This is a genomic window from Trichocoleus sp. FACHB-591 (assembly GCF_014695845.1).
In the GTDB taxonomy this organism is placed as follows: Bacteria; Cyanobacteriota; Cyanobacteriia; order FACHB-46; family FACHB-46; genus Trichocoleus.
In genome coordinates this window covers 35,684-56,832 of the sequence record NZ_JACJPA010000110.1, presented here as the reverse complement: position 1 = coordinate 56,832, position 21,149 = coordinate 35,684, and the positions used below count along the sequence as shown (strand labels likewise).

19 protein-coding genes and 2 tRNA genes are annotated in these 21,149 nt (G+C 48.9%); 10 read left to right on the top strand and 11 right to left on the bottom strand.

Annotated elements, in window-relative coordinates; all coding sequences use genetic code 11:
* Positions 1-147: 147 nt before the first annotated feature.
* From H6F90_RS23670 to H6F90_RS23650, 5 genes are all read left to right on the top strand, one after another.
* Complete coding sequence (locus H6F90_RS23670; RefSeq protein WP_190554570.1) at positions 148-1,137, top strand: SDR family oxidoreductase; 990 nt, start codon at positions 148-150, stop codon at positions 1,135-1,137.
* 402 nt (positions 1,138-1,539) lie between these two features.
* Positions 1,540-2,457, top strand: a complete 918-nt coding sequence (locus H6F90_RS23665; RefSeq protein WP_190554569.1) for an NAD(+) kinase — start codon at positions 1,540-1,542, stop codon at positions 2,455-2,457.
* Positions 2,458-2,736: 279 nt separating this feature from the next.
* Complete coding sequence (gene nblR / locus H6F90_RS23660; protein WP_190434045.1) at positions 2,737-3,432, top strand: response regulator transcription factor NblR; 696 nt, start codon at positions 2,737-2,739, stop codon at positions 3,430-3,432.
* Positions 3,413-4,099 (top strand): DUF192 domain-containing protein, encoded by a 687-nt coding sequence (locus H6F90_RS23655; RefSeq protein WP_242024609.1) that lies wholly within the window; start codon positions 3,413-3,415, stop codon positions 4,097-4,099. The genes nblR and H6F90_RS23655 overlap by 20 nt, the downstream gene beginning before the upstream one ends.
* 584 nt (positions 4,100-4,683) lie before the next feature.
* Complete coding sequence (locus tag H6F90_RS23650; RefSeq protein ID WP_190434047.1) at positions 4,684-4,875, top strand: DUF2949 domain-containing protein; 192 nt, start codon at positions 4,684-4,686, stop codon at positions 4,873-4,875.
* A 220-nt stretch (positions 4,876-5,095) separates the two neighbouring features.
* Here the strand turns inward: H6F90_RS23650 and H6F90_RS23645 are convergent, their stop codons facing one another.
* The 4 genes from H6F90_RS23645 to lpdA all read right to left on the bottom strand — a co-directional run bounded on the left by H6F90_RS23645 (position 5,096) and on the right by lpdA (position 9,374).
* Complete coding sequence (locus tag H6F90_RS23645; protein WP_190554568.1) at positions 5,096-6,331, bottom strand: hypothetical protein; 1,236 nt, start codon at positions 6,329-6,331, stop codon at positions 5,096-5,098.
* Positions 6,332-6,508: 177 nt separating this feature from the next.
* Positions 6,509-6,760 (bottom strand): DUF5340 domain-containing protein, encoded by a 252-nt coding sequence (locus H6F90_RS23640; RefSeq protein WP_190434051.1) that lies wholly within the window; start codon positions 6,758-6,760, stop codon positions 6,509-6,511.
* Between the two features lie 166 nt (positions 6,761-6,926).
* A complete protein-coding gene (trpC, locus tag H6F90_RS23635; protein WP_190554567.1) occupies positions 6,927-7,844 on the bottom strand; it encodes an indole-3-glycerol phosphate synthase TrpC in 918 nt (305 codons plus the stop codon).
* A 96-nt stretch (positions 7,845-7,940) separates the two neighbouring features.
* Positions 7,941-9,374, bottom strand: a complete 1,434-nt coding sequence (gene lpdA / locus H6F90_RS23630) for a dihydrolipoyl dehydrogenase (protein WP_190554566.1) — start codon at positions 9,372-9,374, stop codon at positions 7,941-7,943.
* 386 nt (positions 9,375-9,760) lie between these two features.
* On the opposite strand from lpdA, the gene H6F90_RS23625 reads away from it, so the two are divergent.
* Entirely contained in the window at positions 9,761-10,006 is a 246-nt protein-coding gene (locus H6F90_RS23625) for a hypothetical protein (RefSeq protein WP_190554565.1), read from the top strand.
* A gap of 30 nt (positions 10,007-10,036) precedes the next feature.
* Here the strand turns inward: H6F90_RS23625 and H6F90_RS23620 are convergent, their stop codons facing one another.
* Together H6F90_RS23620 and H6F90_RS23615 are read right to left on the bottom strand one after the other, a co-directional pair.
* Positions 10,037-10,840 (bottom strand): RNA methyltransferase, encoded by an 804-nt coding sequence (locus H6F90_RS23620; RefSeq protein WP_190554564.1) that lies wholly within the window; start codon positions 10,838-10,840, stop codon positions 10,037-10,039.
* 330 nt (positions 10,841-11,170) lie between these two features.
* A tRNA-Leu gene (locus H6F90_RS23615) sits at positions 11,171-11,254 on the bottom strand.
* 195 nt (positions 11,255-11,449) lie between these two features.
* On the opposite strand from H6F90_RS23615, the gene murA reads away from it, so the two are divergent.
* The 3 genes from murA to H6F90_RS23600 all read left to right on the top strand — a co-directional run bounded on the left by murA (position 11,450) and on the right by H6F90_RS23600 (position 13,961).
* A complete protein-coding gene (gene murA / locus H6F90_RS23610; RefSeq protein WP_370588086.1) occupies positions 11,450-12,841 on the top strand; it encodes a UDP-N-acetylglucosamine 1-carboxyvinyltransferase in 1,392 nt (463 codons plus the stop codon).
* Between the two features lie 22 nt (positions 12,842-12,863).
* Complete coding sequence (locus H6F90_RS23605; RefSeq protein ID WP_370588077.1) at positions 12,864-13,901, top strand: M48 family metallopeptidase; 1,038 nt, start codon at positions 12,864-12,866, stop codon at positions 13,899-13,901.
* Positions 13,880-13,961 (top strand) — tRNA-Leu (locus H6F90_RS23600). Before H6F90_RS23605 ends, H6F90_RS23600 begins: the two co-directional genes overlap by 22 nt.
* Positions 13,962-14,219: 258 nt before the next feature.
* Here H6F90_RS23600 and H6F90_RS23595 read toward each other — a convergent pair.
* From H6F90_RS23595 to H6F90_RS23580, 4 genes are all read right to left on the bottom strand, one after another.
* Positions 14,220-15,317, bottom strand: coding sequence for a WD40 repeat domain-containing protein (locus H6F90_RS23595; RefSeq protein WP_190554563.1), 1,098 nt, complete (start codon positions 15,315-15,317; stop codon positions 14,220-14,222).
* Positions 15,298-15,510: a hypothetical protein gene (locus H6F90_RS23590; protein WP_190554562.1), complete on the bottom strand. Its 213-nt coding sequence runs from the start codon at positions 15,508-15,510 to the stop codon at positions 15,298-15,300. The genes H6F90_RS23595 and H6F90_RS23590 overlap by 20 nt, the downstream gene beginning before the upstream one ends.
* Positions 15,511-15,694: 184 nt before the next feature.
* Positions 15,695-15,991 carry a hypothetical protein gene (locus tag H6F90_RS23585; protein ID WP_190554561.1) on the bottom strand — a complete coding sequence of 99 codons (297 nt, stop codon included), beginning with the start codon at positions 15,989-15,991 and terminating at the stop codon, positions 15,695-15,697.
* Positions 15,992-16,290: 299 nt separating this feature from the next.
* The gene (locus H6F90_RS23580) at positions 16,291-16,461 is read right to left on the bottom strand and encodes a chlorophyll a/b-binding protein (protein ID WP_190434067.1); all 171 of its coding nucleotides are present in this window, start codon (positions 16,459-16,461) and stop codon (positions 16,291-16,293) included.
* Between the two features lie 286 nt (positions 16,462-16,747).
* Between H6F90_RS23580 and ald the strand changes: the two genes are divergently transcribed.
* Positions 16,748-17,836: an alanine dehydrogenase gene (ald, locus tag H6F90_RS23575; protein ID WP_190554560.1), complete on the top strand. Its 1,089-nt coding sequence runs from the start codon at positions 16,748-16,750 to the stop codon at positions 17,834-17,836.
* Between the two features lie 58 nt (positions 17,837-17,894).
* Here ald and topA read toward each other — a convergent pair whose 3' ends face one another.
* Positions 17,895-20,618 (bottom strand): type I DNA topoisomerase, encoded by a 2,724-nt coding sequence (gene topA, locus H6F90_RS23570; RefSeq protein ID WP_190554559.1) that lies wholly within the window; start codon positions 20,616-20,618, stop codon positions 17,895-17,897.
* Positions 20,619-21,149: the final 531 nt, after the last annotated feature.

Below are 21,149 nucleotides of genomic sequence, written 5' to 3'. Positions count from 1 at the left end.
ATCTTAATCGACTCCTGATCCCTAAAGGCAGCCTCATACGTTGAGGGTAGACGATGCCATTGAGATAGCGAATTGTAATCGCTGTCAAGAAACCAACAATTTCTGATAACATCTTATAAAAAGTTAACAAACTATCATTCACCCTTCATGCAGTTATTAGTTGTCGGTGCCACTGGTACCTTGGGAAGGCAAGTAGCTCGTCGGGCCCTTGATGAGGGACACCAAGTTCGTTGCTTAGTTCGCAGTCTCAGAAAGGCAGCTTTCTTGAAGGAGTGGGGAGCAGAACTCATCCAAGCAGACTTGTGTGAACCGGAGAGCCTCATTCCAACGCTTAAAGACGTTACAGCCGTTATTGATGCAGCCACTAGTCGTCCTACCGATTCTCTGAGTATCAAGCAAGTCGATTGGGAAGGAAAAGTAGCCTTAATTCAAGCGGCTCAAGCAGCTGGCGTCCAGCGTTTTATCTTTTTCTCAATTTTGAATGCTGACCAGTACCCAGATGTACCATTGATGGAAATCAAGCGGTGCACCGAGCTATTTCTAGCTGAATCTGGCTTAAACTACACAATTTTGCGGCCTTGCGGATTTTTGCAAGGATTAATTGGGCAATACGCCATTCCAATCTTGGAAAAGCAGGCGGTTTGGGTGACTGGAGAAGACACGCCCATTGCCTACATGGACACTCAAGATATTGCCAAATTTGCGATCCGAGCCCTCTCCGCTCCAGAAACCGAAAAGAAGGCGTTTCCCATAGTAGGTTCACGGGCTTGGGGCAGCTACGAAATTATTCGGCTTTGTGAGCGCCTGTCTGGAAAAGAAGCAAAAATTACTCGGATGCCGATGGGTCTGTTGCGCTCGGTACGGCGGAGCGCTCGTTTCTTCCAGTGGAGCTGGAATTTAGCCGATCGCTTAGCCTTTACAGAAGTTTTGGCAACCGGAAAACCGCTCAAAGCTTCGATGGACGAGACCTACAGTGCTTTTGGGATCGATCCTCAAGAGACAACAACCCTAGAGGTTTACTTGCAAGACTACTTCAGTCGCATCTTGAAAAAACTAAAAGAATTGGACTACGAGCAAACCCAAGCTACTAAACAAGCGAATAAAAAGACAGCCTTCAAATCTGGCTTTTTCAAATAACTGGCATCAGGGCAGCAGCGCCTATTGCTCTTAGTCCGTTATTTGGACTATAAAAAAATGTATGAAAGCCCTAACCAATCATTGTTTTAGCCATTGCTATCGACTTAACTGGTTGCTCTGATGCAGTGGCTTACTTGAGAGGTCTACTTCCTACGGTGACCAACCTGGTACCATTAGAGCTATTGGAAAACTCAAAAGCTTAGCCCCTCCGTCCTTAAAGATCGAGTTTTAGCTTTGCCTATTGGCTCTTAAAGCTGCCGCCTGCAACATCTTGATTTGTAAAAGATCACAGGTTCCATTCACCGCCCTGCAATGGATTGAGTCTCTCACTGGTCATAGATAATGGTTGCAGTTGAGTTTCTTCCTAACCCCTTAAATTGACTTATAAGCTGGATTTTAAGCGTGCCCAAAGTCGGCATTATTTACAACGACATCAAACCTATTGCTTGTCGCATGGCTGAGGAGCTAGAGGACAAGCTCACCGGAACTGGTTGGGAGGTTTGCTCAACTACTGGCGCTGGTGGAATTCTTGGGTGCTCTGGGCCTGAAGGGCCGATCTGTCATACCCCGATTGAGCATCTGATTCCAGATGGGTTTGATGAAACGATGGACTTTGCCATTGTCTTGGGAGGCGATGGTACAGTGCTCTCAGCTTTTCGACAAATTGCTCCTTGTCATATCCCCTTACTGACCGTTAACACCGGACACATGGGGTTTCTCACTGAAACCTACTTAAATTATTTGCCACAAGCCTTAGAGCTGGTTTTAGCGGGTGACTATGAAGTAGAAGAGCGGGTGATGCTCTCGGTTCAAGTCTTTCGCAGCGATCGCTTGTTGTGGGAAGCTCTGTGCCTGAATGAAATGGTCATGCATCGAGAACCTTTGACCAGTATGTGCCACTTTGAAATCGAAATTGGTCGGCACGCCCCGGTAGATATTGCTGCAGATGGCATCATTGTCTCCACACCCACCGGATCTACAGCTTATTCGCTCTCAGCGGGCGGTCCTGTCATTACCCCAGGCGTCCCAGTTTTACAGTTAGTTCCTATTTGTCCCCATTCCTTAGCTTCTAGGGCCCTCGTTTTCGCAGATAGCGAACCTGTAACCATTTTTCCTGCCAACCCGAATCGGTTAGTAATGGTAGTGGATGGCAACGCAGGATGTTATATCTTGCCAGAGGACCGAGTCCGGATGGTGCGATCGCAGTATTCAGCTCGTTTCATCCGCTTGCAACAGCCCGAGTTCTTCCATTTACTCAGAGAAAAGCTCGGTTGGGGGCTGCCTCACATCGCCAAACCCACCTCGGTTGAACTGCCTTAATCGTCGGTTCTAACCACATAGTGGAGAGTCGATACCTGACGGACGTGCTACAACAAGGGAAGCACGTTAAAAGTATTAATACTCACTCCTTCGCAGGTTGCCCTGGCATTGTGTAGTCTTTCTGCTGATTGAGTAGGTACTTGTAGAAGTTGGGCAAAGCCTATTTCATCTATCAGCTTCATCTATCAGCAAACCTAGTGAGTGTATTGATTGCTAGTTGAAGCCCCTAGGGGTACGAAGACCAAAGCTCTCTACTTCACTTCTCTCCCATCAGGTGTCATGAGTACTCTTAATTCTGACCGCAGTCCTTGCATTTTGCTAGTTGAGCCAGATGAAGCTTTAGCTCAACATGTCATGATTGATTTAAAGGAATCTGGCTATGAAGCTGTGGTTGTTCATGACGCTACCAGCGGCCTGCATCAAGCCCATGCATTGCAACCCGCTCTTGTTGTGATCGATCGCATGCTGGCAGGAGAATCAGGTTTAAAGCTATGCAATCATCTCCGGAATACAGGGGCTAGGGTGCCAGTACTCATGTTAATGGCGCGTGATGCGGTAGATGACCGTGTGGCCTGCTTAGAGGCAGGAGCAGACGATTACTTCCTTAAGCCTTACCGTACAGAAGAATTTTTAAAGTTAGTGCGGCTTTATCTCCAACCTGACACGCATAGCACCGAGCAGCTACGATTTGGTGAATTAGTCTTAGATTTAGCTACTCGTAGAGCCCTTCGTAATGGTCGAGCCATTGAACTCACCATGAAAGAATTTGAATTGCTCAAATATTTAATGGAGCACCCACGAGAAGTTTTGACCCGTGAACAAATTTTAGAGAATGTCTGGGGTTACGACTTTTTGGGAGAATCTAACGTCATTGAAGTCTACATCCGCTACCTACGACTGAAGATCGAGGATGAGGGTGAAAAGCGTTTGATTCAGACTGTGAGAGGTGTTGGCTATGTTCTTCGAGAAGCGTAAGACAAACGAGTTAAAGCTATGTATGGGACTGCCGCACCTCACAAGCCTTCAGCTAGAACGAACAACATTTCCCTCTCATGAGTTCCCGCAGGAATACAGCGCCGTGAAGTTTGGGTCGCAGTTGATATTTATCGGTTTAAGCAGTTTGTTGTTAGCCTGTGCAGCACCCTCTTCTACAGTTGCACCCACAAGCCAAGCTCAGCGTCAGCCTACTATTCAGCCAACCGTAGGTCAAGTTAAGCAGAATATGGGCCAGCAATTGCCGATCGCCGCTCAAACCAAAATTAAAGGGCAGGTCATTCAGTTAGAGGTGGCTCAAACTCGCCAGCAGCAAGCGATGGGTTTGATGTATCGGACGGCATTGGCCGCAAATCGTGGGATGCTATTCCCCTTCAATCCACCCCGGTCGGTAGGTTTTTGGATGAAAAACACCTTGATTCCGTTGGATATGGTTTTTTTGCGTAATGGTGAGGTAAAAGCAATTCGGGCTCAAGTCCCACCCTGTAAGGCTGATCCTTGTCCTTCCTATGGTCCTGGCCCTAACATCATCATTGACCAAGTGATTGAGCTACGGGGTGGACGAGCGGCTCAACTGGGTTTAAAGGTAGGCGATCGCATCAACCTACAATTTCTGCCTGGCTATACCCGTCCAACCACGCAATCCTAGATCAGGATTGTTACAAAAATTCTCTCAATTCAATCATCATTGAAGTTTCATTACATCAAGAGATAATACGCTATACAAAGTTTGAGGAATTTGTTATTTTTGCTCTTCTAGCCTAATGAAGTAAAAAATACTTGTCTCAAAGTTCATAGGTTCTATACGAGTTCTTTACTCTTTACCTAGCAACAATCAAGTATTTTTTAGGTACTCTCTCAGAGGGCGATGTAGGTGTGAGAGAAGCAAGTTGAAGCTGTTTAAGGGCTAATCGTTTAGGCTAAGAAGCTTAAAGTCAGAAACCTTCCTGCTCCTTTAGATTGCTGAAAATTTCAGTAATCCTATCGAGCCAAGCTGTTGATCAGCTTAGTTAGCTATTCACCCTGGCTGGGGATCGTAAAGGTAACTTCACCCAGCAAAGATTGGTTTCAAGGTACAGAACAACCCTTGGAGCTAATTTGGCTCGTGGAGCAATTTGGTCTCCTTTCTAGAAAGTCCCTGCTCGGGGAATGGACAGATTAAAGAGTGACTACTCGTTTTCAAAAACTTTATTTCTCACCATACAAAATTAGATTTAACAAATTGAGGTCACTATGGCACCCGCAACGTATTCACGCTTTATTCGCTTCCTCCAAGAAGATTTATCGATCTCTGCTGCTTCGATCGCGATCGCCCTCCGTCACCGAGAGCAAGATCCAGGGCCTTTGCCAATGATTCTTTGGCAGTATGGCTTAGTCACCTTAGAACAACTAGAGCGCATTTTCGATTGGATGGAGGCTGCTTAAAGTCTTGCCGCAACACAACCCCTGTAGGTTGTGAGAGTGAAGGTTCAGCAAAAATCCCCTACTCCCTGACATGATGCTGTATCAACCAACTTCCTGGCGAGACTGTTTAGCCCAAGTGATAATTTCTACTTTGAATAACACTAAAAAAGCGGGTTCACGGACTCGCTTTTTTAGTGTTGTTATGGAATGAAGGCTTACGAAGCTTAGATCAAAAAGTTTTTTAGCTCCGCCGTCGAGCCAAGAAAGCAGGTAGGTCCACCTTCAAACCGCGACCAAATTGAGAGGAAGTGGTCGGGTTGGAAATCATCGGCTCTGACGTTTCAGCTAATTCTGGCTCTGGCTCTGCCGTGAGTAGCTCTGATAAATCTTCTAGGCAATCTTCTGAGCGCTTTGCTAGCTGTTCTTTTAGTTGCAGCGCCTGACGTTGGCTCCCGGCACACCGATCTTTCCAATGCTGAACAGCAGTCTCGTATTCATTGGCTTGCCGAGCCTGTTTGAGAATTTGTTCTTGCATTTCGGCAGCTTGTTGCTCTAAGCCTAAGACCCGTGATTGATAGCGATCGCGCTCTGCCTCCAGCTCTTGGCCTGCCTGTTGCAGCTTAGCTTGCAGCATAACCTGTTTAGCCATCTGAGTTTCTAGTTCTTCGATCTTGCCGTGAGCTGTGACTAAATCTTGTTGTAATGTGGCAATGGTTGTGTGCTGCTCGGCCAAGAGGGCTTGAGCCTGCTGCATCTGATGCAGCAATAGTTGATGCTCCTCCAAAGCTAAATGCGCTTGATCTAACTGCATCTCTAACTCAGAAAAAGCTGTCTGACGCTGACTTAGGTTGGCATATAGGCTTTCGATTTGCTGTTGCGCTTCAGCTAGTTTCACCTCTAGACTCGCTGCCAGAGTGCGGGCCGCTAATGCCTGAGTTTCCATTTCTAAAACATGCTGCTGTTGGCCTTGTGAGGCTCCTTGCAAATCGCAGAGTTGCTTCTCTAAACGTTTTTGCTGTACCTGCATCTCAGAGCGGTCCTGCACAATTTGGACTCGCAATCGCTCTAATTCCGCTTGCTGAGTTTGGGCGATTGCCTCAGTCGCTGCCAAGAGTTCCTGAAAGCTTTGGTTTTGCTCCTGAGCTTCGACAATACGAGCTTCTAAGATTTGCTCTTGCTGCGTTAACTGGAGCTTGAGCTTAGTAATCGCCTGCTGCTGCACATGGGAAAATTCTTCTGTAGTTGCTAACTGGTCTTCTAAGACTTGTTGGTCCCTCATTTGTAACGTGAGGTCGTTCAAAGACGTTAGCGCTTGGTCGAGCGCTTGCTCTAGCAGGGAAATCCGCTCTAAGTGATTGTGCTCTAGCGATCGTAGTTGCTCCAGCTCAGCCAGTAAGGTTTGGCGCTCGTGCTCCCACTGGGGTTGAAGTTCTTTAGGAGTTGACTCATGACCAGCAGCTAAGTCCGGTTCCGACACTCAGGACCTCCCCAGCATTAATAACTGTCCCACAGACTCAGCAAGACAAACTAGCCAATAGAATAACCTTTACAGCAACAAGGCACCATAGGTCTCCAGAAACAAAGCAGGATCGGTTTTAAAGAACTCTGTTTCGCGTCAACGGCTAATTGCCTTTGGTCGTGCGATCGCTTGAGACTATTCAGATGGAGCCGTTTTTTCTGCTTCTATATTATTGAGAGACCAGCGATATTCAATCGGCTGGTTAGCACGTTGACAGTTTTCTTCCAATCGCTTTTGCTGGGACAGTGCTTTACGCAGAGTGCTGATGAGTTCGTGGACTTGATCACTTTGAAGTGACCTTTGTTTTACAGCAAACATCGTTTGCCTTTCTAGCAGCTGTAGTAGCAACTCATAATGAACGTGGGAAGGAAGAGGAATCGGCTCCATGTAGGCTGATCTACCTTAAAGTAATGGGTTACTCTACTTACCTAGTCAGGCAAATAGGGCTGGAGAATACTGTGAGAACACTCTTCTTAGATTCAGCCACTAAATCAGAAGTTTTTGTCATCGATTCCAGACCGAAGCCATTCTCCTGATTTAGCCAATGATTTATTTATACAGCTGCTTCTGGGGTTGGCACAGCTGCGGATGATGCTAACATCTGCCGTAAAGCCTGCGCTGGATCGCTTTGCTTAACTAAAGATTCGCCAATTAGAACTGCTTTTGCCCCCGCTTCAGCAACCAAGCTTAGATCAGCAGGCTGATGCAGTCCTGACTCACTCACCACTAGAATACCTCGCTCTTGAAGTTGCTGTTTGCGAGCTGCAAGGATTTGACAAGTGGTTTGCAAATCAACGGAGAAGTTTTCTAAGTTGCGGTTGTTAATGCCAACCAGGGTGACACCTGTTAATGCCAGAACTCGATCCAACTCTTCTAAGGTATGCACCTCAATTAAAGCAGTCATGTTCAAGGCATTCGTAATTTTGACAAAGTACTGTAAGTCTTTATCCGAAAGAATTGAGGCAATGAGTAGCACCGCATCTGCGCCGTGGCACCGAGCTAGGTAGATTTGGTACGGGTAGATAATAAAGTCTTTGCAGAGTAGAGGCAGGTCGATTGCAGCGCGGACCTTGGAAAGATTGGCAAAACTGCCTTGGAAAAATTTCTGATCTGTTAGAACCGAGACGCAAGTTGCTCCGCCCGCCTTATAGGCTTGGACGATCGCCACTGGCTCGAAATCTTCGCGCAACACGCCCTTACTCGGAGATGCTTTCTTGACCTCTGCAATTACTGCGGGTTGAGTAGCACTTTGACGTATTGCTTTCACAAAATTAAGGGGAGGAGTAACGCTTAGAACCTGCTTTTGCAGCTCCAACAAAGGCTGCTTCTCCCGCATCTGGTCTACTTCGACTTCCTTATGCCAAACAATTTCCTCCAAAATGTGGCGCGGAGCTGCATTCGGTACAGCAACCTGATAGCGCAATTCTTGAACTGCAATTGCGGGATTTGGAGAACGACGACGAATTTGCATTGGAAATTAATTTAACAACAGCCAAACACGAGAAATACAACTTTGAATCTAGCTCCCCTTCCCTACTAGGGAAGGGGTTGGGGGTTAGGCCACCTTTTAGTGAGCTGCTACCGCTCGCTTGAAGGCTTCATCTAACACTTCGGAAAGTGTAGGATGAGTATGCACCATGTGAGCAAGATCGTTGACGGAGTGCCGTTGAGCGATCGCGTTGGCGGCTTCTTGAATCAGGTCAGAAGCATGCAAGCCAAAGATATGTACACCTAGGACTTCGCCTGTGTCTTGGCGGTAAATAACCTTGGCAACGCCTTCTGTTTCGCCTTCTGCTAGAGCTTTGGAGTTGCCCTTAAAGTAGGTCTTAGAAGTTGCTACTTTGAACCCTTCTGCTTCTCCCACGGCTTTCGCTGTAGGTTCTGTCATGCCGACAAAGCTAATTTCAGGATGGGTAAAGGCAGCCGCAGGAATGCTGTGGTAGTCCACCTGGCGATCGCGACCACAAATATTTTCAACCGCGACAACTCCCTGAGCCGAAGCGGCATGGGCTAGTTGCATCTTGCCTGTAGCATCGCCGATCGCCCACAGATGAGCCACAGGTTGGCCATCCACTAGCACCGCCATCCGATCATCGACTGGAATAAAGCCACGGCGATCGAGTTCTAAGCCCACTGCTTCCAAGCCTAAATTTTGCGTTGCAGGGATTCGCCCGGTTGCGACCAAGCAAGCATCTACTTCCAGCACTTCAACCACTTCCTTGGTTTTGGCATCGGCCAGCTCAATCACCACTGGCGAACCAGGAATCACTCGCTTCGCCAGCATGCCAACTTTAGTCTCAATGTCGCGGGGAGCAATCAGCACCCGTTGCGCCAGTTTGGCAATATCTGGATCAAACCCAGGCATTAGTTGATCTAGCGCCTCAATCAGAGTAATTTCTGCACCTAGAGCTGAGTAAACATCGGAAAACTCTAAACCAATGTAGCCGCTGCCAATAATGGCAACCCAAGCTGGCAAGGATTCCAGTCTGACAGCGTCATCGCTGGTAAACACGGTTTTGCCATCCACTTCTACCCCAGGCGGAACCCAAGGCACAGAGCCAGGAGCCAAAATCACATCTTGAGCCGTGACTACTCTTTCACCAGTCGGAGTTTCAATCGAGACTTTCTGGGAGCCAGCTACCTTGCCCCACCCTTGAATCACATCTACGCCCAAGCGCTTGAGGCTGTTGGTGAGGTCGCCTCGAATTTTGCTGACTAAATTGTTAGCGTGGTCGGCGATCGCTTGGCGATCAAACTCAACCTCACCGACTTGAATCCCCATTGCCTTGAGGTGATGAGCGTTGCGCAATTCCCGTACCCGCCCCGAAGCTGCCAGAAGAGCTTTGGAGGGGATGCAACCACGATTGACACAGGTACCGCCCATATCAGCCGCTTCGACGATGGCAGTTTTCAAACCACAGCTCACTGCATGCAGTGCTGCTCCATGTCCTCCAACTCCTGCGCCGAGAATAACTAAATCGTAATCAAATCCCTGACTCACTTTGCTCTCCTGGAAAGGCAAACCTTCCTACCATACCGCAATGCCCGAAGCCCAAAAAGTTAAAGGCTTGGTTTTAGCGTTTTGTCTTTATCCTTAATTCAATTTTCAACTAGATTTGGTTGATTAGACAACACCCACTCAAAGCCGCACAGCAAGCTCAACCATAAATCAGGGTAATGCTGCGATCGCGACGAAATTGGGCACCCTGATAGCAGCCAACTTCTAGAGTCTCGGTCGCTTGACCTCAGTTAAATTACAAATAGAACGCTGGCTCAACCATATTTATTGTCTTTTCTACGTCTTTTAACGCTTGACCCCCTGCCGTTTTAAAAGCCAGGATGGCAAGCAGTCTGAGTCCTAGATTCTGAATTTTTGGAGTCCAGCTAATGGAGCAGCATCAGAACGAGGTTCGTCGCGCCGCCGCCCAAGCCTTTGCTGAATCACTTGATCAGTTGCAAAAAACATTGCAAGCCGATGGCAGACCACCTACAACGGCTCAGCCTCAGCCCGAAAAGGTGGCTCCGGTGCCTAATAGCAACTCTAAGGCGACTCCAACTCGGCCCGCTCTGGCTGATTGGGAAGCCGCAGTCGCTGATATCGAACAATTTATCGAGGCGCGACGCTCGAGCTAAAGCCGCTCATTGAGCTTGCCTCTCATCTACTTAACTGGAAAGAGCTTCAGGATTAAAGCCTCGTTGTCGTTGGGCTTCATACAGCATTAGGGCAGCAGCGATCGCCACGTTCAACGACTCTACCCCCGGATAGAGAGGAATTTTGACCCGTTGGTCCGCTAGAGCTGCTACTCCTTTAGATAGCCCTGCGCCTTCATTACCCAGCAAGATCAAAGTAGGTTGCCGCAGATCGGCTTCCCAGTAGGTTAGAGCTGCATCTGGCAGAGTGGCTACAACCTGCATGCCTTGGGCTTGGTAATCAGCAATGACCGTTTGCAAATCTGTGCTGACAGCCATCGGCAGACGGAACCATTGTCCGGCGCTGGCTCGCAGTACCTTAGGGTGATCAAGATCCACACTGTCAGCACTGAGCCACAAACCTTCTGCTCCTGCGGCGGCGGTAGCCCGAATCATAGTGCCCAGGTTGCCTGGATCTTGAATGGTTTCTAGCACCAGACCCAAACTAGCAATTTCTGGCAGTTGATGCTGCTCTGGTTTACGTGGTGCCGTTACAATTACACCGTCAGGCTCTACGGTCGTCGCGATCGCCTTCAGTACCTCAGGACTCACCAGTTCTATGCGCTGGGCGGTTTGACTAACGTGCCGCCATAACTGCTCATGATTGGCTTGCCACTCTGGAGTGCAACAAAGGGTCGCCAGCGGATAATTCACGGCACAAGCCTCTTCTAGTAAGTGAGTACCTTCCAGCAAAAACAGTTGCTGTTCTCGGCGATCTCTAGCCCGGTGTAACTTACGAAGTTGCTTAACGAGAGGATTTTGCAGACTGGTCAACATAATTCTGTGCCACAGAATAACGTAGCGTTGAAGCAGCTTCACTCTACTGCTGAGCGGACAAAACTCCAAGATCCCGCACTGTCTTCAGGACGGCTTTCTTGTTTCGCGCCTAGATTTCGAACCTTGAATTAGAATCTGTAATTCTCCGGTTATTTAAATATTCTTACAATCAGCAAAGGAACCATAAGTAGATCTGACCAAAGCCTCAGTTACCCAAAGCAGCTTCGGGGAAGAATAAAAAAGCAAACCGCTTGATTTCTCACGAGGTTTGCTCTTAAAAATTATGTAGATTGAAGTAACCCTTTCAGGCCGAGATGACTGGCTTTTAGATGCGGAACCCGGGACTTGAACCCGGAAGTCTTTGCAGACACTAGAACCTGAATCTAGCGCGTCTACCAATTCCGCCAGTTCCGCTTATGGTGCAGCTACGGACTGCGATCTACCAATGTAGTGAAATCCAGAAGCTTTGTCAACTTTCTCAGAGCCAATCTCTTTTAGGTTAAAGTGCTCGTTCAAGCTAAACTGTTTCATCGCTTGAGATCGGAGTTCTGGACATCTGGAATCTTTCCGGTAGAATCGAAACCAAATTTGTAAGTTCTAAAAGTATAAATTGACTCGGAGGATAGGCCCATAACTCCCTCTCACGGACTGCCAGAAACCCATTCTTCACCTGAAGAAGACAAGTCAGTACTTCAGATTTGGGGTAAATCTTCGCTCAAAGGACATGTCACTATTAGCGGTGCCAAAAACTCCGCCCTCGTTGTGATGGCGGGTGCCCTGCTCTGTCCCCAAGACTGCCGTCTTCGTAACGTTCCCTCTCTGGCAGATGTCTCTCGGATGGGGGAGATTTTGGCATCCTTGGGTGTCAAGCTGACGAGACAGGGCGATGTTCTCGATATCAATGCGAGCTACATTGGCCAATCAACCGCTCCTTATGAGCTGGTTAGCCAACTGAGAGCTAGCTTCTTCGTCATTGGCCCCGTTTTAGCTCGCTTAGGCGTGGCCCGCGTTCCTTTGCCCGGTGGCTGCGCGATCGGTGCTCGTCCAGTAGACCTGCATGTCCGAGGTCTGCAAGCGATGGGAGCTGATGTTCACATAGAGCATGGCACAGTCAATGCCTACGTCAGAGGCCCTAGCCGCCGCCTTAAGGGAGCCAAAATCTATTTAGATTATCCCAGCGTTGGTGCAACCGAAACGCTGATGATGGCTGCTACCCTAGCGGATGGCGAAACCATCCTAGAGAATGCTGCTCAAGAACCCGAAGTGATCGATTTGGCTAACTTCTGCCGCGCTATGGGAGCCAAGATCCAAGGCGCAGGCACGAAAACCATCGTGATCTCAGGGGTGCCAAGTTTGCACTCAGCCGACTACGCCATTATTCCAGATCGCGTTGAGGCGGCTACTTTTCTAGTGGCAGGAGCTATCACACAATCTGAAATAAGCCTCTCTCCGGTTATTCCTGACCATTTGACGGCTGCCATTGCTAAGTTGCGGGCGATCGGGGCTTTGATCACTCCAGAGTCACCTAACTGTTTGCGGATCGCTCCGGGGCATGGCCTGACTGCTACTGATATTGAGACCCTACCCTATCCAGGTTTTCCTACGGATATGCAAGCTCAATTTATGGCTTTGCTGACCGTCAGTGAGGGCGACAGCATCGTCACTGAAACGGTGTTTGAAAACCGCCTGCGCCATGTGGCTGAGCTGAATCGGATGGGAGCTGATATTCGGGTGAAGGGCAATCACGCCGTGATTCGGGGAGTCCCGACGCTCTCTGGAGCTCCTGTGGTCGCAACCGATTTAAGAGCATCAGCTGCTTTGGTTGTGGCTGCTTTGGCCGCAGAGGGTAAAACCACGATTCAAGGATTACACCACTTGGATCGCGGCTATGAAAACCTCGACACGAAGCTCCAAAAACTAGGGGTGAAGTTGCAGCGCCTTCAAGGAGACTCGACTACAGAGGTGGAGACGGCTCCACTCACACCGATCGCGCCTAACTAATTTCTAGCCACAATCGCACTGAGTGAGGCTTGAGCCTGATTGCTCCTGGCTTGTACCCGCAGGCCAGGAGCAATCTCGTTATACTAGCTATGTATCGGTGGTAAGCGATCGCCCCGCAACTCGTCTTTGCAATGCGATTTGCCTCGATGCTTGTCTTGACCTCACTTCTCATGGCTGCCCCAGCATGTCTCCTGCAAAGACTCCTTTAATTGGCTTGAAGGCGGATCAATTCCGTCATCCTCTCGATCTAGAAGCAACCCAAGCCCTTAAGCAGTTGCCTGGGCTGGACTTGATGATTCGGAGTTTGCTGGGGCCACTAGCCGAACAAGTTTTTTACCTCGACAATATTGCCTCCAGCATTTTGGTCAGTGACCAACAACTGCCGCACTTACATCAACTGCTAATTGAAGCTTGCAAAATTCTTGACCTGGAGTTGCCTCAGCTCTACATTCGGCAACATCCTGTCCCCAATGCTTATACATTTGCGATTCGCGGTAGACAGCCCTTTATCGTAGTTCATACCTCTTTGCTGGAGCTACTGAATCCCGAAGAAATTCAAGCGGTGATTGCTCACGAGTTAGGGCACTTGAAATGTGACCACGGGGTTTACTTAACCCTAGCCAACATCATGGTGCTGGCAGCAGGACAACTGCCAACGTTAGGCGGAATGATTGCCCAAACCTTGCAGTCCCAGATCTTGGAATGGGTCCGTTGTGCGGAATTTACTTGCGATCGCGCCGCTCTCTTAGTCACGCAAGACCCGAAGGTGGTGGCTTCCCTGCTGATGAAACTGACTGGGGGATCGCCGACCTTGGCATCTAAGTTAAACCTAGAGGCTTTTCTATCTCAGGCGCGTTCTTACGATGACGTTAGTAACAGTGATCTGGGTGAGTTGCTGAAGCAGGCTCAAGTTGCACCTCTGACTCATCCGGTCCCTGTAATTCGCGCGCGGGAGATCGATCGCTGGGCTGGAAGTAAAACTTACCAAACCCTGTTGCAAAACGGAAAAAATGAGTATAATAGTGAAGCTTCATCCAAGGGCGGATGGCGGAATTGGTAGACGCACCACACTCAAAATGTGGCGGCTTCGGCCGTGAGAGTTCGAGTCTCTCCCCGCCCATATCATTTCACTAAGTACCAAATATGGCTCAACGTCTGAAACGATGGGAGTCACCGCGCCGTGAAGGCCGGAACTCCAAGGGTAAAGGCGGTTCGGCTCGTTAGAGACAACGCAAAAAGCAGATGCAAGTGCTGCGGCGAAAGCTCAAAGAGCAAAATGATGCCAAAGAGCAAACTAACAAAAAAAACAGGGAAGAGACATCAAACTCTCTTCCCTGTTTTTTATGTGCCTAAGGACTAGCTTAATGGCTCGTTCTGCCTACTTAACAGGTGGTAAAACTCCATCTTGCCACACTTGAATCAACGTATCAGAGCCACCACTAGCTAGAGTTTGACCATCCGGACTGAAGGCAACAGACTGCACCCAATCTGCATGCTCAGTCAAGGTATTAATCAATTCCCCCGTCTCTAGATTCCAAAGTCTGACAGCATCTCGCCCTGCACTGGCTAAAACTCTACCATTTGGGTTTACTTCAACATCCATGACCCAATTAGTATGACCTGCCAACGTTTGGAGCAACTCTCCCGTTTCGGAATTCCACACTTTAATCGTGGCATCTCGGCTGGCGCTAACTAGCGAGGTGCCATCAGGTGTAAAGGTTAGAGAATTAACAACCCCTGTATGGCCTGGAAGAGTTTGTAGGAGCTGCCCACTAGCTAAGTCCCACAGCTTCACAACGCCGTTGTCCTCCCCACTAGCTAGGTATTGCCCAGAAGGGCTAATCGCTAAGGCATGTACTTCATGTCGCTCGTCTTCGAGCGTGGACAGTGGACGTTGTCTTTGTAAATCCCAAAGTTTAATGCCATCTAAGCCGCCACTGACTAAAGTTTTACCATCGGGGCTAATCGCTAGTGCCAGAACATGGCTCGTGTGATCTAGGAAAATTCGGCTCGATTGTTTCGTCTTTAGATTCCAGAGATTCAGAATATAGTCAGTGCCACCACTGACCAGCGTTTGACCGTCTGGCGTCATAGCTAGCGCTGCCACCATCGTTTGATGGACTCGCAACGTCATTGCTTCTCGACCGCGCTGGAGATTCCACACTTTAATTCTGGCGTCGTTGTAGCTACCGCCACTAAACAGGGTTCGACCGTCAGAAGCAAACAGCAGAGAATCTACAGCTCCTTTATGCCCTTTCAAGGTGCGGACTAGCTGGGGCTGCTTCCAACCGCCTGGGGTAGACGAACCTGTCACAGTAGCGGCTACGTCTACCTTGGTTACAGAGGGTGTAGACAGCGCTTGGCTCACATGAGCGATTTGTAGAGAGCAGACTACCCCGATGCCCACGGCTCCCAAAAATGCCAACCGCTTATGAAGAAATACACGCAGAGGAAAGCTAGGAGATGGGTATTTCATAGTTCGACTGAATATTTAGGGCAGATTGTTTGAGTGAGGCAAAGGGCTGAAGGGTGTCTTCCCAAACGGAAAGAATTCCTGGCGCTTCAACTTTCAAGGTTTTGAGAGTTTCCATTTGTTGAGCGATCGCAGCCAACCCAGTCTGCAAGCACTGCTTGACTTCAACGTAAGGCAGTTGCTCTTGCTCAGGCACGCTCGAAATTTCTTGGATTTCAATTCAGCTCGAACTTTAGGGTTGAGCTCGCTTAATGAAAGCCAAGCGATGAAGCACTGAACGGTCAAAAAGACGGTAACTCGCCTCAGAACGTTCCGCAGTTAGCATGAGTAAGCTAAATGGTATGGAATAGCTCTAACTGAGACCTAACTGAGAAATCAATTTAGTGAGGTGGTGGATTCTTCTTAGAAACCGATAGCACGGGCATCTGCGGTCGTGAGGAGCGAGGGGGTAAGTAATATTGCGGTACTTGTTCTGGTTGGTCTTCTTGTTGGCGGTGCATCAACCACCACCGCAGGGCGATCGCAAGTCCCACGGTTCCCAGACCAAAGCTAAATAGAGACCAGCGGCTATCGAGACCGCCAATCGCTGCATCTACAGCGCCAACCGTAATTACAAAGCTAGAGATGGGCTCCTTACGATAAGCTGCCCTTAAAAACCGAGGCCACACAGCATTCATCACAGTATTTCTCTGGCTCAACGTATCAAGAATTTTAGAGTTTTAAAGAAACAAAACAGTTAGAAAGTTACGTAATCCGTTTAATGGGACTGCTTATTTCTAATTTAAACTCATCCCACAACTTATGGAGAATTATAGAAAAAACACATCTAGGCCTTAGGTACTTACACTACCCTTCATCATCTCTTCACGGTAAACTTTCCAGTTCTTCCTCATCCGAGCGAACATTTTTTGATCTCTGTGACGTTGTCTATTCAGTCAGCGGCAAGCGCCCCGGAAGAACTGGCAAAGTTGTGGTTTTATCTCAGCCCTAGCCAAGTTAAAACGCCTTGTCCAGTCACGTACTCGATGGCAACGGCGATCGCGAAACCCAGCATGGCAGCTCGGCCATTCAAACGTTCGGCATATTCTGTAAACCCGACTTTAGGTTCAGCTAACTTGGGCGTTGTGGTGGGTTGTAGTTGAGTCATTGCTTTAGAAAAATTGACGACAGTTCTATTAATTCAGACAAAGGGTAAAGCAGCACTAAGAAAATCCCACTCAAGAGGTACGTCTTAAGTCAGAACTTTTGGGTTCTATTGATGGCATTTACAATTCTTTATCTCTTTCATCTATTTTAAGGAGGACTGTCTCTTCGTCAACTCATCCTTTTGGATGGCCAGCTAAGGGCGATCGCTCAACTTCGCTAGGGCTTTGCTCTCTAGCTACTTTTACAACCAGCTTAAGCTAGAAGCATAGGGCATTCAGAGGTTTCGTATGGAAATCGGCGTTCCCAAGGAAACAAAAGACCAAGAGTTCCGAGTGGGGTTGAGTCCGAGCAGTGCTCGCGTTCTAGTAGACAACGGGCATAGCGTTTTTGTCGAGACTGAGGCTGGCATCGGCGCAGGCTTTAGCGATGCTGATTATGTTCAAGTAGGAGCAAAAATTGTTCCCAATGCTGAGACTGCTTGGAATCGAGAGTTGGTGATTAAGGTGAAAGAACCCTTGGCACCGGAATATCAGTTTTTGCAAAAAGACCAACTCCTGTTTACCTACTTGCATTTGGCTGCCGATCGCGAACTAACTGAGCATCTGATTAGTTCTGGGGTAACTGCGATTGCCTACGAAACCGTAGAGACTCCAGATAAAAAATTGCCTTTGCTGACTCCCATGAGCATTATTGCTGGGCGGCTATCGGTGCAGTTTGGCTCTCGATTTTTAGAGCGTCAACAAGGGGGACGGGGCGTACTTTTAGGTGGCGTGCCTGGAGTGCGACCTGGCAAAGTGGTGATATTAGGCGGTGGAGTGGTAGGCACAGAAGCAGCCCGGATTGCCGTCGGGATGGGGGCTCAGGTCCAAATTTTAGATTTGAATGTAGACCGTTTAGCTTATTTAGAAACTTTATTTGGTTCCCGCGTGGAACTGCTCTACAGCAACTCCTTACAAATCGAGACAGTCGTACCAGAAGCCGACCTGCTGATCGGGGCCGTGTTAGTACCTGGTCGCCGAGCCCCGATTTTGGTGGGTCAGTCTTTAGTTGCCAAAATGCGACCTGGTTCAGTGATCGTGGATGTGGCCGTCGATCAAGGTGGCTGTATTGAAACGATGCGACCCACATCCCATAGTCACCCTACCTATGTCGAGGCAGGTGTGGTACATTACGGCGTGCCGAATATGCCTGGAGCAGTGCCCTGGACAGCGACTCAAGCTCTCAATAACAGCACCTTACCCTACGTCCTGAAGCTAGCCAGTTACGGTCTATCTGCGTTGGACTCCGATGCAGTTTTAGCCAAGGGAGTTAGTGTGCAAAATCAGCGGTTAGTGCATCCCGCTGTACAGGAAGTATTTCCTGATTTAGCTCACTGAAAAATTGACGAGGGATAGGAGGGCGATCGCATGACTCCACTTCCCTCCTATTCCTAAGCTAGCTTTCCAAAGTTGAGGTTTTCTTCTTAGTGCTACTGGTACCTGATTTTTTCGTAGTGGTTTTGCGAGTTTTAGTTTTGCTAGCGGCGGTTTCACTCTTAGCCGTTGCCGCCTTGGTGGCAGATTTCTTGGTGCCGCTAGCTGCTTTGGTAGACTTACGCCCTGATTTGCTAGTGGACTCCTTTGTGCCCAATAGCTCTAAAGCCGCCTCTAGCGTGATTGACTCCACCGCTTGGTCTTCGGGCACCGAGACATTGGTTTTGCCATGCTTGATGTAAGGACCATAGGGGCCATCATAAATATTGATTGGCTCTTCATCAGCAGGGTGGGCACCGAGCGATCGCAATGGTTCTTTCGATTTGCTCCGAGCGCCTCGACGACCTGCCTTTGGTTCTGCCAGCAACTCCAAAGCGCGGTCTAGCTCAATAGCCAGCACATCGTCTCCCGCTTTCAAGGAGCGATACTCTTTGCCTTCCTTACCTTGGTCATGCAGTACATAGGGGCCAAAGCGTCCTAGTCCTGCCTGAATTTTGCCATTCGTTTCAGGGTGAATTCCCAAGGTCCGGGGCAGAGACAGCAGTCCCACGGCCATTTCTAGCGTGACATCATCCATGCCTACACCTTTAGGCAGCGAAGCACGCTTCGGCTCGACATTGGTCTCCCCCAAGTCTCCCAGTTGGACATAGGGGCCAAACGGTCCAATCCGTAAATAAATCGGTTCTCCGGTGTCTGGGTGTAGCCCTAACTTATCGGGGCCTTCAGTTTTTTGGCGCAGCAGCACTTCCACCTGGGCAGGGTCAAGGTCCGCCGGAGTCAAATCCTGTGGAATCGTGGCTTTAACGATGGCATCGTCTTTCTCAGTTTCTAAATAAGCCCCGTAACGACCAATGCGGATTTTGGCAGCCAGATCTTCTAGCTCAATTGTGCGCGCCTCGGTGGGATCAATTTGGCTTTCCCGTTCTTTGACTTGAGTCTCCAAACCCGCTTTCCCTAAATAAAACTCCTTGAGGTAGGGTAACCACTTCACCTCACCTGTAGAAATTTCATCTAAGGTTTGCTCCATGCGAGCCGTGAAGCTGGTATCAACCAAATCGGGGAAGTGATTTTCCAATAAAGTGGTAACAGCGAAGGCGGTGAATGTCGGCACTAGAGCATTACTGACCATTTGGGCATAGCCTCGGTCAATAATGGTGCCGATGATACTGGCGTAGGTACTGGGCCGCCCGATCCCTTCGCTTTCTAAGGTTTTTACCAAGGAAGCTTCGGTATAGCGAGCAGGAGGCTGAGTTTCGTGACCGATCGCCTCTAAAGCCTTGCACGATGGCTTGTCACCCACCTTGAGCGCAGGCAGAATCACTTCCCGATCCTCGATCGCCGCATCGGGGTCATCAGAGCCTTCCACATAAGCGCGGAAGAAACCAGGAAAGTCAATGCGCTTACCGCTAGCTCGAAATCCTGCTTCTTCGACTTGAATTTGTACGGTGATATGGGTCTGCCGTGCTTCAGCCATTTGGGTGGCAACGGTACGCTTCCAGATCAAGTCATACAGCTGAAATTCTGCTCCTTTTAACCCTGTTTCTTGAGGAGTGCGGAAGCTGCTGCCAGCGGGACGAATGGCTTCGTGGGCTTCCTGGGCACCTTTGCTCTTGGTGGAGTACTTGCGAGGTTCAGGGCTGAGATAGGCTGCACCATACATGTTCTCTACACAAGTCCGAGCTGCCTCGATCGCCTGTTGCGACAAGTTCACCGAGTCGGTTCGCATGTAAGTGATAAAGCCTTGCTCGTAAAGGCTTTGGGCCACGCGCATTGTATCTCTCGCTGAGAGGCGAAGTTTGCGGTTGGATTCTTGTTGCAGCGTCGAGGTGGTAAAAGGTGGTGCAGGTTTGCGAGTGACAGGCCGTTCTTCGATATTAGAAACGGTCCAAGCCTTATTAGTGATTTGCTCTTGCAGCGCTCTGGCTTCCGCTTCATTGAGCAAGAGGACATTACGACCTGCCGCAATTTGGCCTGTCGCCTCGTCAAAGTCACTGCCTGTCGCCAAACGCTGACCTCGCAGCGTCACCAAGCGGGCTTCAAACGCACTTTTATCTTTTTCTAGGGTGGCTTTGAGATCCCAGTAAGTACCTTGATGGAAAGCCCGACGCTGCCGCTCCCGTCGTACGAGTAGCCGCACTGCTACAGACTGAACCCGTCCAGCTGACAAGCCCCAGGCAATTTTCTTCCACAGCAGCGGCGAGAGGGTATAGCCCACCAAGCGGTCTAAAATACGTCGTGTTTCTTGCGCCCGAACTAGCTTCTCATCTACAGTGCGACAGTTTTTCAGCGCTTCTTTGATCGCTTCTTGGGTGATCTCGTGGAACACCATGCGCTTGATCGGAACTTTAGGCTGCAAAAGTTGCAGCAGATGCCAGCTAATGCTTTCCCCTTCGCGGTCTTCGTCTGTCGCCAGTATCAGCTCGTCAGCATCTTTGAGCGCATCTTTGAGCGCCTTGACTATTTTTTTCTTGTCTTTGGGCACTACATAAAGCGGCTCAAATTCTGACTCAATATTCACCCCTAGCTTTGCCCATTTTTCTTCCTTGACGTTCGCGGGGATTTCGCTCGCCGATTGCGGCAGATCGCGCACATGTCCCATTGACGCCTCCACTCGGTAGCCTGCGGGCAGGTAGTTGCGAATGGTGCGTGCTTTGGTAGGAGATTCGACAATGACCAGGGTTGACATGGGATCGTTTAACTTCAGGCAAAGTGGTAGCGAGCTAGGCAGTCTTAGACATGGAAGATTTTGACAGGGATGTCAAGACTAGGTAGCAAAATTGATGGCAAAACTGGGAGACTAGCTAGACAAATTAACGTAACTGCACTGCGATCGCTTCATCCTAAAAGAAGACTCCCTTAAAAAGAAAATCAAGGAGAGGAGACATTCAGCATGCCTTGATCTCTACTTATAACCAATATGGGTGGAATCCTCAGTTTTGACAAAATTTTTTGCAGTTATCTCCCTGAGCAAGACACAAGCAAAGTTGAGTCGGGAAGTTAGCCGGATCAGAAGGCAGACGAGCTAGAAAGCCAAGCTAGTCTTACATTCACCCTTTAGCAACAGAGCCAGCTAGGGGCAAAAATTCTGGCGTTCTTGGAGTTTATGAACAAATGTTAAAACTTTAACTGCGATCGCTTTGAGCTGGTAGCCGTTGGTCTAGGAACAAATACTGATTCAAAATAAGCGTAAGCGCGAAGATAGCGCGATAAGATCACA